At 68.0% G+C, this 15,145-nt stretch carries 14 protein-coding genes and 2 pseudogenes; 9 read left to right on the forward strand and 7 right to left on the reverse strand.

From position 1 onward, the window contains the following. Positions 1-29: 29 nt before the first annotated feature. Positions 30-734 carry an HNH endonuclease family protein gene (locus C7H75_RS09430; protein WP_022595095.1) on the reverse strand — a complete coding sequence of 235 codons (705 nt, stop codon included), beginning with the start codon at positions 732-734 and terminating at the stop codon, positions 30-32. 78 nt (positions 735-812) lie between these two features. Beyond that, positions 813-1,130, reverse strand: a complete 318-nt coding sequence (locus C7H75_RS09435; protein ID WP_005514083.1) for a hypothetical protein — start codon at positions 1,128-1,130, stop codon at positions 813-815. 88 nt (positions 1,131-1,218) lie between these two features. Between C7H75_RS09435 and C7H75_RS09440 the strand changes: the two genes are divergently transcribed. Together C7H75_RS09440 and C7H75_RS09445 are read left to right on the forward strand one after the other, a co-directional pair. After that, complete coding sequence (locus C7H75_RS09440; RefSeq protein ID WP_491946782.1) at positions 1,219-4,026, forward strand: DEAD/DEAH box helicase; 2,808 nt, start codon at positions 1,219-1,221, stop codon at positions 4,024-4,026. After that, positions 4,023-4,826: an SWIM zinc finger family protein gene (locus C7H75_RS09445; RefSeq protein ID WP_022595099.1), complete on the forward strand. Its 804-nt coding sequence runs from the start codon at positions 4,023-4,025 to the stop codon at positions 4,824-4,826. The genes C7H75_RS09440 and C7H75_RS09445 overlap by 4 nt, the downstream gene beginning before the upstream one ends. 17 nt (positions 4,827-4,843) lie before the next feature. Here C7H75_RS09445 and C7H75_RS09450 read toward each other — a convergent pair whose 3' ends face one another. From C7H75_RS09450 to C7H75_RS09460, 3 genes and pseudogenes are all read right to left on the reverse strand, one after another. Continuing rightward, positions 4,844-6,091 carry an amidohydrolase gene (locus C7H75_RS09450; RefSeq protein WP_044990803.1) on the reverse strand — a complete coding sequence of 416 codons (1,248 nt, stop codon included), beginning with the start codon at positions 6,089-6,091 and terminating at the stop codon, positions 4,844-4,846. 105 nt (positions 6,092-6,196) lie between these two features. Continuing rightward, positions 6,197-6,362, reverse strand: a pseudogene (locus tag C7H75_RS09455) (thioredoxin-disulfide reductase); the annotation flags it as partial. 162 nt (positions 6,363-6,524) lie between these two features. Beyond that, entirely contained in the window at positions 6,525-7,076 is a 552-nt protein-coding gene (locus C7H75_RS09460) for a helix-turn-helix domain-containing protein (RefSeq protein WP_022595103.1), read from the reverse strand. 81 nt (positions 7,077-7,157) lie between these two features. Here C7H75_RS09460 and C7H75_RS09465 point away from each other — a divergent pair, with 81 nt between their 5' ends. From C7H75_RS09465 to C7H75_RS26470, 4 genes and pseudogenes are all read left to right on the forward strand, one after another. Continuing rightward, complete coding sequence (locus C7H75_RS09465) at positions 7,158-7,523, forward strand: hypothetical protein (protein ID WP_022595104.1); 366 nt, start codon at positions 7,158-7,160, stop codon at positions 7,521-7,523. Then, the gene (locus C7H75_RS09470; protein WP_106851284.1) at positions 7,520-8,239 is read left to right on the forward strand and encodes an ABC transporter ATP-binding protein; all 720 of its coding nucleotides are present in this window, start codon (positions 7,520-7,522) and stop codon (positions 8,237-8,239) included. The genes C7H75_RS09465 and C7H75_RS09470 overlap by 4 nt, the downstream gene beginning before the upstream one ends. After that, positions 8,236-9,033 (forward strand): ABC transporter permease, encoded by a 798-nt coding sequence (locus tag C7H75_RS09475; RefSeq protein ID WP_022595108.1) that lies wholly within the window; start codon positions 8,236-8,238, stop codon positions 9,031-9,033. Before C7H75_RS09470 ends, C7H75_RS09475 begins: the two co-directional genes overlap by 4 nt. 678 nt (positions 9,034-9,711) lie before the next feature. Then, positions 9,712-9,819, forward strand: a pseudogene (locus C7H75_RS26470) (IS481 family transposase); the annotation flags it as partial. A gap of 139 nt (positions 9,820-9,958) precedes the next feature. On the opposite strand, the gene C7H75_RS09485 reads toward C7H75_RS26470, so the two are convergent. Next, complete coding sequence (locus C7H75_RS09485) at positions 9,959-10,630, reverse strand: response regulator transcription factor (protein WP_255221283.1); 672 nt, start codon at positions 10,628-10,630, stop codon at positions 9,959-9,961. Further along, the gene (locus C7H75_RS09490) at positions 10,615-11,949 is read right to left on the reverse strand and encodes a sensor histidine kinase (RefSeq protein WP_022595114.1); all 1,335 of its coding nucleotides are present in this window, start codon (positions 11,947-11,949) and stop codon (positions 10,615-10,617) included. The genes C7H75_RS09485 and C7H75_RS09490 overlap by 16 nt, the downstream gene beginning before the upstream one ends. 131 nt (positions 11,950-12,080) lie before the next feature. On the opposite strand from C7H75_RS09490, the gene C7H75_RS09495 reads away from it, so the two are divergent. From C7H75_RS09495 to C7H75_RS09505, 3 genes are read left to right on the forward strand one after another with little or no spacing between them, the layout of a single operon-like run. Next, positions 12,081-12,968, forward strand: coding sequence for an ABC transporter ATP-binding protein (locus C7H75_RS09495; protein WP_022595116.1), 888 nt, complete (start codon positions 12,081-12,083; stop codon positions 12,966-12,968). Further along, positions 12,965-14,503 (forward strand): hypothetical protein, encoded by a 1,539-nt coding sequence (locus C7H75_RS09500; protein WP_022595118.1) that lies wholly within the window; start codon positions 12,965-12,967, stop codon positions 14,501-14,503. The genes C7H75_RS09495 and C7H75_RS09500 overlap by 4 nt, the downstream gene beginning before the upstream one ends. After that, entirely contained in the window at positions 14,490-15,131 is a 642-nt protein-coding gene (locus C7H75_RS09505; RefSeq protein ID WP_022595120.1) for a hypothetical protein, read from the forward strand. The genes C7H75_RS09500 and C7H75_RS09505 overlap by 14 nt, the downstream gene beginning before the upstream one ends. The last annotated feature ends 14 nt before the right edge of the window (positions 15,132-15,145 follow it).

The raw sequence follows: 15,145 nt of genomic DNA on the forward strand, positions 1-15,145 counted from the left end.
CGGCGGCGGGGCATCGCGTCGGCGACTCGTCATCCGCAGTCGGCGGCGACAGCGGCGATCGCGTCGCGGTCGGCGGCGGTGATCGGCAGGCCGTAGCGCACGGCAACACCGAGATACTTGCCGACGTAGAAGCAGTGGTAGGCCGGATCCGACGGCAACCAGCCCGACGGCGTGGCGTCCCGTTTGGCCTGGTTCTCCGGACCACTGACGGCGAGCAGGTTGTAGGTGACGTCGTTCGCGAAGTCGCGGCGCCGCTCGATCGGCCACCGCGCGGCGCCCATGTCCCACGCCGCCGCGAGCGGATACACGTGGTCGATCTGCACAGCGTTCGCGTCCTGCTTGGTGAACGCGAGCTTCCGCCCCGAGTAGGGATCGGCCAGCGTGCCCGCGACGACGACGCAATCGCGGGTACCGCCGCGGAACTCGACGTCGGTGAGATCGGCCGCCAGGACGTCGTTGCGGGTGTCGCAGCCGTCGTGGCCGCCGGGACCGGTGTGATCGTCCGACCAGGCCGGACCGAACACACAGGCCTGCCCGCTCTGGCATCCGCGCTCGTAGCCCGCAACATCGGGCCGGGACCCGACCACCTCGACCCGGGCGAGGAGGTCCTCGACCGCGGCACGGGACGGACTGCCCGGCGCGGGTGCGACCCCACCGGGCACCGCGGTGCACGCCGCCGACACGCAGGCCAGCGCGACGGCGCCGGCCCCGAGCAGAATTCGACCTCGCCCCACCGCTGCCCCTCCCCGGACCGCTCACTGTCGCAGCGAGTGTGCCGGACGGTTCCGACAGGGCAGGTGCGCGCGGCCGGTTCAGGAGTGCGGGAACTTCGCGGCGTGCAGCGATCCGGCGTCGACGCCGTCGTGCCCGATGAGCCACGAGCCGCCGTTCTGCCGGCATTCGGCAATCTTGCCGAACACGCTGAGCAGGAAGCCGACCGCCTCCTCCGGCGTGCGGGTGGTGGCCAGGCGGTGTGATTCGCCCTGTTTGGTGACGTCGAGCCAGACGCCGGACTGACCGTCGAGGCGCATCGCGACGATGTGATCGGCGTCGACGAAAGCGACCTTGCGCTGCTGCCAGGGCGTACTCGGCGAGTACACCTGTTCGAAGACCTGAAGCATGATCGTCATCGGCGCCGACCTTCCCTCTGCGCCCAGTATGGGCCGGGTGGCGGGCGGGAATCCAGGGATGTCGGCTGCGGCTGGTTGGATGGACGACATGCTGCACGGGCTCTGGTCGCCGGGCACGGGCCTCCTGCTGTGGCGGGGCCCGGACTCCGAGCTGCCCGATTTACCCGAGCCCCTCGCGCGGGTGCTGCGCCGGCGCTTCCGGCGGCACCACACCGTGCACGTGCCGGCGGCCGTCGGGGTCGAGCAGCAGCGGGTCCCGGTCCTCGCGCTGGCGCCGGCCGAGGCCGCCGACGTCCTGCTCGCGGTGCAGGACGACGCGTCCGGTGTCTCGGGGGACCTGCGCTACCTGGCGCACGTTGCCCGCGGCGTCGAACGGTGGGCGCGGGCCGGTCGCGTCGTGCCCGAGCTGTACCGGACCGAGGGGCACTGGTGGCCGCGCTGGCGGCTTCTCGGCGGCGAGCGCCAGCACGCGTGGCTGGCCGAACTGGCGTCCGCGATGCCGCCGGTGCAGCGGTTCGAGGGCACCCCGCGCGAGATCCTCGACGACTTCGTCGGTGAACTCACCGACGCCGTCGTCCGCGAGCTGTTGGGGGACCGGGACGCCCAGCACCCGCTGCTGCGGGCGCTGCTGCGCGGTGAGCCGTACGACGGCGGCAACCACAAGATGGCGACCGGGCTCGACGCGTGGCGCGAGAGCCTCACGGTCGACGAGCCGGAACTGGTGTTGCGGCTGCTCGAGCCGGAGCCGGCGGAGGGCGACGAGTCGGACCTCGCCGACGACGCCTTGTGGCGTCTGCAGGTGTGCCTGCGCGCGGAGGGCGAGGCGCCCGCGCCGGTGCGGTTACACCGGACGGAGTCCCGGCTGCTCGAGATCGCGGTGCGCAAACTCGCCGCCGCGGTGACGGCGTATCCACGGCTGCGGGACCTGCCCACCGACCCCGACAGCCTCGATCTGCTCCTGCCCACCGCGGTCGTGACCGACCTGGTGCTGCACGGGGCCCGGGCACTCGAACACGCCGGTATCCCGCTGCTGTTGCCGCGCGCGTGGGCGGCGGCCTCGCCGTCGCTGCGCGTGAAGGTGTCGTCGCCGCCGGTACCGGCCGCCGCGGAGGACCGGGCCGTGGGCATGAACGAGATCGTCGGCTACGACTGGGAACTCGCGCTCGGCGACATGGTCCTGACTCCCGACGAGCTGACCCGGCTCGCCGAGACCCAGAGCGATCTGGTCCGGCTGCGGGGGCAATGGGTGCAGGCCGACGCCACCGTGCTGGCGCAGGCGGCCCGGTATGTGACGCAGCGCAATTCGGGGGAGGACGGGACGCTCGGTGGTCTGCTCGGGCAGCTCACCGAGGCGGAACGGCCACCGGTCCCGGTCGAGGAACTGCATGCCACCGGGTGGGTGGGCACGCTGCTCGACGGCACGCTCGAGCCGGTGCAGGTGCCCAAGCCCGCCGGGCTGAACGCCGAGTTGCGGCACTACCAGCAGCGCGGGCTGGACTGGCTGGCGTTCATGAGCGAGACGGGACTCGGCGCGGTCCTCGCCGACGACATGGGCCTGGGCAAGACGCTGCAACTGTTGGCGCTCCTCGCGCACGAACGCTCCGACAATCCCACCCTGCTGGTGTGCCCGATGTCGGTGGTCGGCAACTGGCAGCGTGAGGCCGCGCGATTCGTGCCCGACCTGCGCGTGCACGTCCACCACGGCGCCGACCGCCGCCGCGGCGAGGACCTGGCCGCGGCGGTCCGCTCCAGCGACCTGTTCATCACGACGTACTCGCTGCTCGCTCGCGACGTGGCCGGTCTGGGGGAGCAATCGTGGCGCCGCGTGGTGCTCGACGAGGCGCAGCACATCAAGAACTCCGCGACCGCGCAGGCCCGCGCTGCCCGGGCCATCCCGGCCGAACACCGCATTGCCCTCACCGGCACACCGGTGGAGAACCGCCTCGACGAGTTGCGGTCCATCCTCGACTTCGTCAACAGTGGAATGCTGGGCAGCCCACAGGCTTTCCGGGCCCGCTTCGCCGTCCCGATCGAGCGGGAACAGGACGAGGCGGCGGTCACCCGGCTACGTGCGGTGACGTCGCCGTTCATCCTGCGTCGCGTCAAGACCGACCCCGCCGTCATCTCGGACCTGCCGGAGAAGCAGGAGATGACGGTCCGGGCGAATCTCACCGTCGAGCAGGCAGCGCTGTACCGGGCCGTCGTCGACGACATGCTCAAGAAGATCAAGGACACCGAGGGAATGCAGCGCAAGGGCGCGGTGCTCTCGGCGCTCACGCGCCTCAAGCAGGTGTGCAACCATCCTGCGCACTTCCTCGGCGACGGGTCCGGGGTGCTGCGGCGCGGCCGGCACCGGTCCGGCAAGCTGGCGCTGGTCGAGGACATCCTCGATTCGGTCACCGCGGACGGTGAGCGGGCCCTGTTGTTCACCCAGTTCCGGGAGTTCGGTGACCTGGTGGTGCCGTACCTCGAGGAGCGGTTCGGGACCGATGTGCCGTTCCTGCACGGCGGGGTCCCCAAGGCGCGCCGCGACCGGATGGTGGAGCGGTTCCAGGGCGACGACGGGCCGCCGGTCATGCTGCTCTCCCTCAAGGCCGGTGGCACCGGGCTCAACCTGACCGCCGCCAATCACGTGGTGCACCTGGACCGGTGGTGGAATCCCGCGGTGGAGAACCAGGCCACCGACCGAGCCTTCCGGATCGGACAACGCCGCGACGTGCAGGTCCGCAAGTTGGTGTGCGTCGGCACCCTCGAGGAACGGATCGACGCGATGATCTCGAACAAGCAGGAACTCGCGGATCTGGCGATCGGCACCGGCGAGAAGTGGATCACCGAGATGAGTGCCGACCAGTTGCACGACCTGCTGATCCTCGGCGACGAGGCGGTGGGGGAATGAGTGCGCAGCGCGGCCGTCCCGACTTCAGCGCCTTCGGTAAGCGTCGCCCCGTCGTCGGTGGTGTCGAATCGGCCTCCAAGAGAGGTGCGTTCGCGCGCGGTTGGTGGGGGCGGGCGCTGATCGAATCGCTCGAGAAGGTGGGCGACACCGGCCGGCTCAGCCGCGGCCGCACGTACGCCCGCGGCGGTCAGGTGGTCGCGCTCGACATCGCGGCCGGGCGCGTCACCGGCGAGGTGCAGGGCAGCCAGCTCGCGCCGTTCACCGCGGTGGTGACGCTGCGGACGCTCGACGACGAGCACACCGCCGAACTGGTCGAGACGATTCGAGCGACCCCGGGCACCCTCGCCGCGCTGGCCTCCGGTGCGGTTCCGCAGGAACTGGCCCCGATGCTGCTGCCCGACGGCGGACGCGAACTCGACTTCGACTGCACGTGTCCCGATCCCGGCTGGCCGTGCAAACACGTGGCCGCGGTCGCGTACCTGCTCGCCGAGCGCGTCGACCGCGAGCCGCTGACGATGCTGACGGTGCGAGGTCTCGATCTCGACACGCTGATGCGGGCCGTCGGCGGTGAGGACGACGACACCGGCCGCACCGGCACCGACGACCACTTCGGCGACGGTGCACGGTACACGCAGTTGCCCGAGATCGAGTTCGCGGCCGCGCCGGACGATCTGGATGCGATGTTGCTGCGCAAGGTGCTTCGCGACGGCGCGGAGGGCGAGACGGAAGTGGTCGCGGCACTGCGCGATCTCGACGAGTGCTATCGAGCGCTCGGCAGCGGATTCCGCAGGCGGCGATAGCCGGAAGGGCGGCCCGCTCAGGACGTCGGCGGCAGCCAGGCGCGGGCGGCTGTGACGAGGGCCGCCACGCCGATGGGCAGCGTCGGTTCGATCACCGGCGCGTAGTGCGGCGAGTGGTTGGACGGCACCTTCAGCAGGGCCGGATCGGTCATGTCGCCCGTGGTGAACAGGGACGGGTCCGCGCCGCCCAGCAGCCAGTACGACAGCGGGGCGCCGGAACTGGTCGCGAGGATGCCGACGTCCTCGCTGCCCGCGCCCGCGCCGGGATCGAGAATGTTCTCCCGTCCCAGCCACACGCCGAGGGCGTCCAGCGTCCTGCGGAGCGTGTCGGGGTCGTTGGTGACGATCGGGAACCGTTCGATCTCGGTGATCGACGGTTCCTCCGGCGCCCCGGCAGTTCGAGCCTCGCCGCGCACGATGCGGTCGACGCCGTCGAGAATGCTCTGACGCACCCGCGTGTCGTAGCTGCGGATGTTGAGCTGGAGCTCGGCCTCGCCGGGGATGACGTTCGCGGCGTCGCCGGCATGGATGGAGCCGACGGTGAGGACCGCGGTCGCGGTTCCCGGGATCTCGCGGGAGATGACGGTCTGCAGGCGCAGCACCGTCGCCGCCGCCATCACGACCGGGTCGACGGACGTCTCCGGCATCGACCCGTGCGCACCCCTGCCGACGAGCCGCACCCGCAGCGAGTCCGATGCCGCGTACGACGGTCCGGGGTGTGCCCCGATCTTGCCGGCCGGTAGGGGCGATACGTGCTGGCCGAGAACGACGTCGGGCTTCGGGAAACGGTCGAACAGACCGTCGTCCACCATCGCCTGCGCGCCGGCGCCGAGTTCCTCGGCCGGCTGGAACACGAGCATCAGGGTGCCCGCCCAGCCGGACCGGTCGTCGGCGAGTACCCGCGCCGCGCCCAGCAGGCAGGTGGTGTGCAGGTCGTGGCCGCACGCGTGGGCGACCGGCACGGTGGAGCCGTCGGCGTCGGTGGCCGTCGCGGTGCTGGCATAGTCGAGCCCGGTCTCCTCGCGGACGGGTAGAGCATCCATGTCCGCGCGGAGCAGCGCGGTCGGGCCCGCGCCGTTGTTCAGGACACCGACCACCCCGGTCCGTCCCACCCCCGTGGTGACCTCGAAGCCCGCCTTCCGCAGATGCTCCGCCACGATCCCGGCGGTGCGATGTTCCTGGAAACCGAGTTCGGGATGGCGGTGCAGGTCCTTGTACAGGTCGACGAGACTCGGGTCGATCCTGATGTCAGTGGGGACGGTCATGGAATTCCCTTCGACTGCCTTCCTCCGATGCTCCCAGTTCCCGGTTCCCGGCGGGGCGGCTTCCCCTTCGCCGGGTCTGATCGTTACGTTCGGTGTGATCCCGTTCCGTCCGATGACGAGCTCGCTGCGCGGGTCGTGGCCGATCGCGACGAACATTCCCGGTGACGTCCAGCGTCGACTGCTCGCCGGTGACGGTGTCGCGGACTACCAGCCCGGTGACGCTGTTCTCGCCGAGGACCTCGATGGGTTCGGCGTTGGTGACGAAGCGGACGTCTCACCTGTCCCCGTACAGATGTCGTGGGAATCTGCTACGGGAGGCGCACACAGCCAATGGGCACACCGACCAGCACCAAAGTATCGAAACGACCTGCAAAACAAGATGAAACACCGGATGAGTATCCGGACGCACCCTGACGAACTGTTGCGGGCTGATTCAATCGTCCTCGCCGGTGATCGTTGGGGGACTGGGAATCACCGCGGTGGTCAAGGCGATGCGAGTGCGGTCCCCGCCGGAGTCGGTTTGGTACGGCGCGAGTAGCTCGGCGAGCCGTGTCTGGATCTGCACGAGGTCGTCGGTGGTGACGTAGAGCGGTGTGGTGCCGAAACCCAAGTAATTCCGCAGGTTTCGATCCTCGTTCTCGATGAACGTGTCGAAACTCTCGCCGAGTGCGCTCAGGAAGGTCAGGAAGGCGTTTCGGAGTTCTGCGTCGCTCATCGCATTGAGATCGTCGTGCCCGACGTGTGCCATGCGTTCCCCGAGCGCGAGTGTTCGTTCAATGGTCCCGCGCACGCGGCGCTCGTCGACGACGGTGACGATCTCCGCGTCGATCAGTGCCGCCACGTGCCGGTAGAGCGTGGCCTGGGTGACGCTCGGCAGTGCCGCCCGGAGTTCCCCGGTCGTCAGCTGGCGACCTCCGAGCTGCTGCACAATCCGCAACCGAACCGGATGCAGTACGACGTCGGCGATTGTCGACTTGCTCGCCATCGGGACCTTTCGCGATTATTATCACTCTGATAATGTTCTCAACATCGATACGAGCTTACCGTCGACGGGAGACTTGACGCTATGGCGCAACTGATCTACGACGAAGCAGCCCTGCATCTGACCTTTTCTCGGTGGGAAGCCCTGCTGGTCCGCCATTCCGCCATGGCTGTACCGCTGAACTCGATCTCGACCGTCGAGGTGTTGCCGGGATGGACCTCGGAAATTCTCGGCATCAGATCCGGCCTGACAGTCTCCGGCTACCTGAAGGTCGGCACCTTCTTGCACCCCCGCGGCACCACTCGGCTGGTCTCGATGAAGCGTGGCCACCCGACACTGCGTGTCGGACTTCGTGGGCGCTACGCCGATGAGAAGTTCGGCGAACTGCTTCTCAGCAGCCCGGACGCATACGAGATCGCCGATGCCCTCCGACTGGCCGGTGTGCGATGAAGGGCGTCTCCATCCAAGTCAACAGCCTCGCAAAGAGATTCGGTCGAGTAGAGGCAGTCGGCGGCGTTACCTTCACGGCCCAACCGGGTCAGGTGACGGGTTTTCTCGGACCGAACGGCGCCGGCAAGTCCACGACTTTGAGGATGCTGCTCGGACTGACCTGTCCGGACCGCGGAACTGCGCTGTTCGCCGGCATCGCCTACGGCGACCTTCCGTCCCCCACGCGAACCGTGGGCGCTGTACTGGGCATCGCGGCGGCGCATCCTGCTACCACCGCCCGCAATCACCTCCGTACCTTTTGCGCCCTCGGCGGTCACCCGTCGGATCGGGTCGACGAGGTGATCGAAACGGTCGAACTGGACCGGTTCGCCGACCGGCGCGTAGGCGGTTACTCCACGGGCATGCGACAGCGCCTCTCCGTCGCTACCGCCCTGCTGGGCGACCCGGACGTGCTCGTTCTCGACGAACCGTCCAACGGCCTCGACCCGTCGGGAATTGTGTGGCTACGCAACTTCCTTCGGGATTTCGCTGTCTCCGGCGGTACCGTCCTGATCTCCAGCCACGCCCTCGGTGAACTGCAGAACAGTATCGACGACGTGGTGCTCATCGACCACGGACAGATTGTCTGGACGGGCGCCCTGCTCGAACTCACGACGCGAGGCGACACATTGGAAGAGGCCTACCTCAGACTCATCGCCCGGGAGAGTGCGATATGAAGCATGCCGTCCGCGGTGAACTCACGCGACTGTTCTCCACCCGCCTCGCCATGTGGGCACTGATTGCGGCCGTCGCGAGCGGCGCCGGACTCACAGGGCTGCTGGGCTTGGTGGGCCCGGAGAACGCATCGCCTCCGATGCCCGCTCTCGACACCTCGGAAGGTGTGGGAATCGCTATCGGCCTCGCTGGGCTGCTCCTGTTCGTGCCCGCACTGTTCGGCACGGTAGCCGTCACGAGCGAGTACCGCCACAAGACCATCGGCTCGACGTTCCTTGCGGTGCCTCGTCGCGGCAGGGTGCTCGGCGCAAAACTGGCTGTCTACAGCGTATTTGGGCTCGCTTATGGACTGCTGATGTCGTTGTCGTCGGCAATCGCCTTGTGGTCCGTCGTCACCATGCGCGGAATTACCCTCGGCGCCTCCGCCGGCGACCTGGTGACACTTCTTGCCCGCCTGGCTGTGGCCGCCGCAATCTACACGGTGCTCGGCATGGGTATCGGTGCTCTGGCACGCAACCAGCTCGTGGCCGTGGGAGTCGTGCTCGGGTATTTCTATCTTGTTGAGCCTGCGCTCATGATCGTCCCGGGACTGGGTGCCTTCTATCCGTTCCTTCCTGGAGGCGCGACTGCTTCACTGATGGACTTCACGTTCCTCGCCGATACCGTCGCCCAGGAATCTTCGCTGGGAGTGCCCGCATTGCTCTCGCCGCTCGTGGGCGCGCTCGTGCTCCTCGGCTACGCGGCGGCTGCCTCGGTGGTAGCAGTGACGTCGCCGCTTCGACGGGATCTCACGTAGCGTCGCCGCGCTGAGCAGTGCTGCGCGGTCCGGCGGGTCGGATACGCCGAATTTACGCAGAACCGACCGATCGGGGGACGCCCTCGTCCGAGGACTCGTCCCGCCTCGCTCAGCAAATCACCTCGACGCCGGCAACGGGCGGGCGGAGATGCGGGGAGTTCCAACCGAAAGCGGACAGAAACCGTTGCGCTGCAGGGGCAGTGTCCGGTGCAGCGCCGCCGCGCAGAAGGGGGCTGTGCGGCAGGGGGACAAGTGGTTTCCCGTGCACGCCGGCGCGCACGCCGACGAGGAGTGGTTCGTATCCGAACGCAGCGACCTGGCGTACGTCCCCGCGATCGGCGCGGCCGGACGGGAAGCCCTCGAGCAGGCCGATATCGGAATCGATCAGGTGTCCGTCGTGGACCTGCACTGCTGTTCCCATTGGCGGTGTAGGCCGCGGCGGCGGAGCCGGCGGCGTCACCTTCGCTCGGGCGCCGCTGAACACCTACTCCATCCTCGGTATCACCGCGCTCGTCCAGTCTCTGCGCGGTGTAGTCGAGGTTGGGATGCGGGTGCGCCGGCCCGGCCAGCGCACTGCGCTAGCCGACTTCCCCGGGTAGGCGACGATCGAGGCCTACGGCTTGCCGGATGCCCTGATCATCGGCGCGCTGACCGCCGACGGCACGCGGGCGCTGACACGCACCACCGATCCGGCTGCACTTCTACAAGCATCACCGAGCCCACTCTGCCATCGGCGGCCAGTCACCAGTCACCAGGCTGACCAACGTCCCCGGACATCACAGGTAGCCCGCGCCAGGAATGGTCTCGAAGCGGGCCACGGGGATCTGTGCCGCAAGCTGCGCCCCTTGGCTGCGGCGGTGGCCACTGTCGTCAAACAGAAGTCCGGGGCATCAACACATCGGATGATTCGGGCGTCGGATCTGTCTCAGCCGAGCTCGTGGCGGCGTAGATACGCGAGCACGGCCAGCACCCGACGATTCGTGTCGTCGGTCGGCGGCAGCACCAGTTTGTTGAAGATGTTGCCGACATGCTTGCCCACCGCCGATTCGGTGATGAACAACTGTGCGGCGATCGCCGCATTCGAATGCCCCTCCGCGATCGAGGCGAGGACCTCGCGTTCGCGCGGCGACAACTGCGCCAACGGATCCCGCCGTCGACGGAACAACTGCTGTATGACCATCGGGTCGATCACAGTGCCGCCGGCAACCACCTGACGCAGAGTGGAGACGAAGTCCTCTACATCGACGATGCGATCCTTCAGCAGATACCCCACCCGGCCCCCTTCCGCCCCCATGAGTTCGTCGGCGTAACTCAATTCGACATACTGGCTCAGCGCGACCACGGCAAGCCCGGGATAGGTTCGTCGCAGCGCCACCGCTGCGCGCAACCCCTCGTCGGTGAATCCGGGCGGCATCCGCACATCGGTCACGACCAGATCCGGACGGTTTTCCGCGACAGCCGATTCCAATTCCACGGCATCGGGGACCGCGGCCACAACCTCGAACCCGAATCGTTCGAGCATCGCGGCGAGGCTTTCGCGCAGCAGTGCACCGTCCTCGGCGAGGACCACTCGCACGGCAGTCAGTTCTCGATCCACGGCAACTCCACACGGACAACGGTGGGCCCGCCAGGCGGGCTGGACAGCAGCATTCTCCCGTCGACCGCCGCGACCCGGTCGGCCAGGCCCGTCAGACCGCTCCCCCGCTCCGGATCCGCGCCGCCGCAGCCGTCGTCCACGACCTCGACGACCAGGACGTCCCCGGCGCGTCGGACAGCCACGTCGACGACCGTCGCATCCGCATGTTTGGAAACGTTGTTGAGCGCCTCGACCACCACGAAGTACGCCGCGACCTCGACATCCGGGGCGGGGCGGGACGGGAGGTCCGCGGTGACACCGACCGGGGCCACGAAGTCTTCGGTCAGTGCACGCAACGCGTCTGGCAGGCCACGGTCGGTGAGGACCCGGGGGTGGATTCCCCGAATGAGTTGCCGCAGTTCCGCCATCAGTTCCTTGGCCTGATCATGCGCCTGCGACACGCTTTTCGCGGCCGCGGAATCCGGCGGGAGGTCGAGTTTAGCCATACCCAACTGCAAAGTGAGGTTGACGAGCAGCGACTGTGCGCCGTCGTGCAGGTCCCGCTCGATCCTGCGGCGTTCCGCCTCGAAAGAATCGACCAGGCGGGCCCGGGACCGGGACACCTCCACCAGTCGTGCGCGAAGGGCGTCCGGGTCGTCACCGCACAACAGCGACCGGCTGAGCGCCCCGTGCAGGCCCGCGATGAGAGCACTCACGTACGGAATCGCCGGCAGCAGGAGCAGACCCGCGATCGCGTACGGAACGGCCTGGTCGACCGACGTGATCTGACTGAAACCAAGCGCCACTGCCTCGTCGCCGTCACGCACCAGCAGAGGGCTCACCACCATCACCACGATGAGTCCGACGATCACCGCACCCGAGAGCCACAAGGCGGGCACCAGAGTGAGCAGCAGGAACGTGTAGCCGAGTTCCCGCCACGTCGCGGCTTCGGTGTAGCGGGTGCGCACCCACGCCCACAGGCCCGCTGCCGGAGGGCAACGGTGGGCCGAGAGCGCCCGGTCGCGGCTCACCAGGCGCAGGCGCGTTCGTTCCAGGGCTGCGAGCGGTATCGCCACCAACGGGCCGAGCCCGAACACCAGCACTGCGCCGAGGACACCGAGGAACAGCACTCTGCCGAGTGGTTGTGGATACATGCCGGCGCCGGACCATACGGCGAGCACGAGCCACGGGACGCAGAACGCTGCGAATGGCAACGCGACCACGCACACCACCGGGACGGTGGTCAGCACGTGACCCAGCGACCGCCACGGCCACCCGGTCAGTAGGAAGCGCCGCCGTGTGATCGCGGTGAGTACCGTGGTCGGTTCGTTGGAGGACACCGAGTGAGCCTATCGACGCGGTCGCTGCCTCAGGACGAGGTGGAGTGCAGCCGAAAGGTGGTGCTGGCACTACCTTCGATCGGCGCGTGGACCCAGTGACCGCACCACCGGTCGAATGGTCAGCTGAAGTCATGCAACTGGAGCTGAACCACGTCACCAAAACCTATCGGGGTAAACAGGCCGTCGCCGACGTCAGCCTGCGGATCGGGCCCGGGGTTCTCGGCCTCCTCGGCCCCAACGGAGCCGGTAAGTCGTCGCTGATGCGCATTCTCTCCACGATCACCCGCCCGACCACCGGTACGGTCATGTGGAACGGTACCGACATCGTCGCTCGGCCGGAGCCGCTCCGACGCGTCCTCGGTTACCTCCCGCAGGATTTCGGCGTCTACCCGAATCTCAGTGCCGGAGAGTTCCTCCGGTATCTCGCCGCAGTGAAAGGTCTGACTTCGCGGTCGGCCAAGGCGCGGGTCGACGAGCTGCTCGAACTCGTCAACCTGACGGAGACCGGATCGCGGCCGGTGGGTACGTTCTCCGGCGGAATGCGCCAGCGTGTCGGTATCGCGCAGGCACTCCTGGGCGACCCCGAACTTCTCGTCGTTGACGAACCGACGGTCGGACTGGACCCCGAGGAACGCATGCGGTTCCGCAACCTGCTCGGGGACCTGGCGAACGACCGGATCGTCATCCTCTCCACCCATATCGTGTCGGACATCGAAGCGATCGCCGACGACATCGTGATCCTCGCGGCCGGCGAATTACGTCGGCGTGGCACGCCCGAGGAACTTCTCCGTTTCGCGGACGGTCGGGTGTGGGAAGCGACGGTCCCGGTCGATGCCGTGCCCGAGATTCGGCACCGAGCGACGATAACCCGCACGGTCCGAACAGCACAGGGCGTGCGTGTCCGTGCCGTCGCCGAAATACCTCCGATGCCGGGGGCTCGTCCTGTCGAACCCGATCTCGAAGACGCGTACGTCAACGCGGTCCACAGCCCGATGGCGCCCGCCGGGGTCATCCGATGACAGGCGCTGTCGCTGCCGTCGCGATGGCCGACGTCCGGGATCGTTCGCGGCGTCCCGCGTTCCTGGTGACGGTGCTCGGCGCTGTCGCACTCGGCTATGTTGCCGTCCCGCCGGTCTCTGCAACCTACGCAATGGTCAAGGTCGGATCGTTCCGGGGACTGTACGACAGCGCGTACATCGGCATGTTGCTCGCCATGATCGGCAGCCTGTGGTTGCCGCTGTTCGGCTTCTACGTCGTCCGCAGCAGCATCGCGCGCGACATCTCCACCGGCGTAGGCGAAGTGCTTTCCGCCTCCCCGTTGCGCATGCCGATGTATCTGCTGGGCAAGTACCTGAGCAACGTGGCGGTGCTCGCGGCGATGGCAGCCGCACTCGCTCTGATCGCACCCGTGATGCAGCTTCTCCGCGGGGAATCCACTAGCCTCGACATGACGGCACTCTGGCTTCCGATCGTGCTGTTCTGTCTTCCTGTCCTGACCGTGGCCGCGGCAGCCGCCGTCGTCTTCGAAACCGTCCCGCTCTTGCGAGGTGGTGCGGGAAACATACTGTGGTTCTTTGTGTATCCGTCGATGTTCCTCGCCGGGATTCCACTGGTCTACGGATCGGTTACCGCAGGGTTCCAGGCAGACCTGGCGGCGCAGCACCCCGGCATGGATGACGAGATCTCGATCGGGCTCACAGCGGAACCGGGCGCACTCGGGCAGTTCACGTGGTCCGGTATGGACATCGACACGACGCTCGTCGCCGCGAGTGCAGGGTTGATTGCCGCCTCCACGCTCGTCGCCATCCTTCCCTCCCTCTGGTTCGGCCGGTTCGACCCCTCACGGCGACAACGCACTCTCTCGCATCCGTCTGCCGTACCTGCAACCGAGCCTCCCGTTGCACCGGCGTTCTCACAGGGCCCGCGAGCACTGTCGTCGGCCGAACGTGGACAGTCGTTCCCGGGGTTGCTGCTCGGCGAGGTGCGCATTCATCTGGGAAGCGTGTCGCGGTGGTGGTGGCTCACGCTCGCGATCGTGACGATCGCGGCCCTCGCCGTTCCCCCTGATCGCGTCGGCACCGTACTGCTCTTCGCATGGTTGTTGCCAGTGCTGGTGTGGTCACGTCTCGGGACACTCACCTATGAACAGGGCGTCGCTCCCCTTGTGCAGTGCGGTGTCTCGCCTCGGATCAGACTCGTCGCCGAGTGGGGTGCAGGCGTGCTCATCGCGGTCATCGCGGGTGTCGGTCCGCTCGTGAAAATGCTGCTTGCAGCGGACGCGACCGGCGTCGCCGCGTGGGTTGCGGGCGCGACGGTGATTCCTGCCCTTGCGCTGCTGATCGGGTCGATCGGCCGGAGCGCACGCGTGTTTCAGGCTGTCTACCTGGTGATCTGGTACGCCGTGCTCAACGGGGTCGCTGCGGTCGACGTCATGGGCGCGCTCCGCACCGATGAGTCGCTCGCCGGCCCGTCCCCACTGTTGTCCTTCGGCGTCGGCGCCGCGCTGATCGCCGCCACCGCACTCGTTCAGGAGATTCGCCATGCCCGTCGTTGAAACCGCACCCCGGAAGTTCCGCCTCCCCGTCAGCGTTGCGGCACTGGCACTCTCGTCCGTGGCGCTCGCCGGCTGCACTGCCGATTCCACGAGTCACGAACAGCGGGACGACAGCTACAGCGGCGCCACGGCCGTCACACTCGATTTCGATGATGCGGGTGCCAAACAGTTCGGTGTGACCACCGCGGCCCTGAGCGCTCAGGTGATCGGCTCCGACCGCGACGACATCGAGATCCGGCGCTCCTTCGAGTTCACCGACGGCGACAAGCCCGATGAACGCATCGACACCAACGGGTCCGGTCTGACGATCAGCGCGAGTTGCCCCGACAGATTCGCCGTCGGCCGCCCCACCTGCGTCGCCCTGTACGAGATCGCCGTCCCGTACGGGACCGTCGTCCGAGGGAGTTCGCAATTCGGCGATCTAACGGTGACCGACACCCGTGCACCCGTCGACCTGAACTCCCGCTACGGTGACGTCACGCTGGTCACGGGCCCGGGCGGTTACGCGGTGGACGCCGTGTCGGCCACGGGCCCGAGCACCATCGAGGTGCCGCAAGATCGCGCCGGCATCCCGGTGCGCCTACGGTCCGGAGATGGCGCCGTCTCCGCAATGACGGACCCTCGCTGAGACCAGAGCGAAGT

The sequence above is a fragment of the Rhodococcus (subgen. Prescottella) equi genome (genome assembly GCF_003013675.1).
In the GTDB taxonomy this organism is placed as follows: domain Bacteria; phylum Actinomycetota; class Actinomycetes; order Mycobacteriales; family Mycobacteriaceae; genus Prescottella; species Prescottella equi.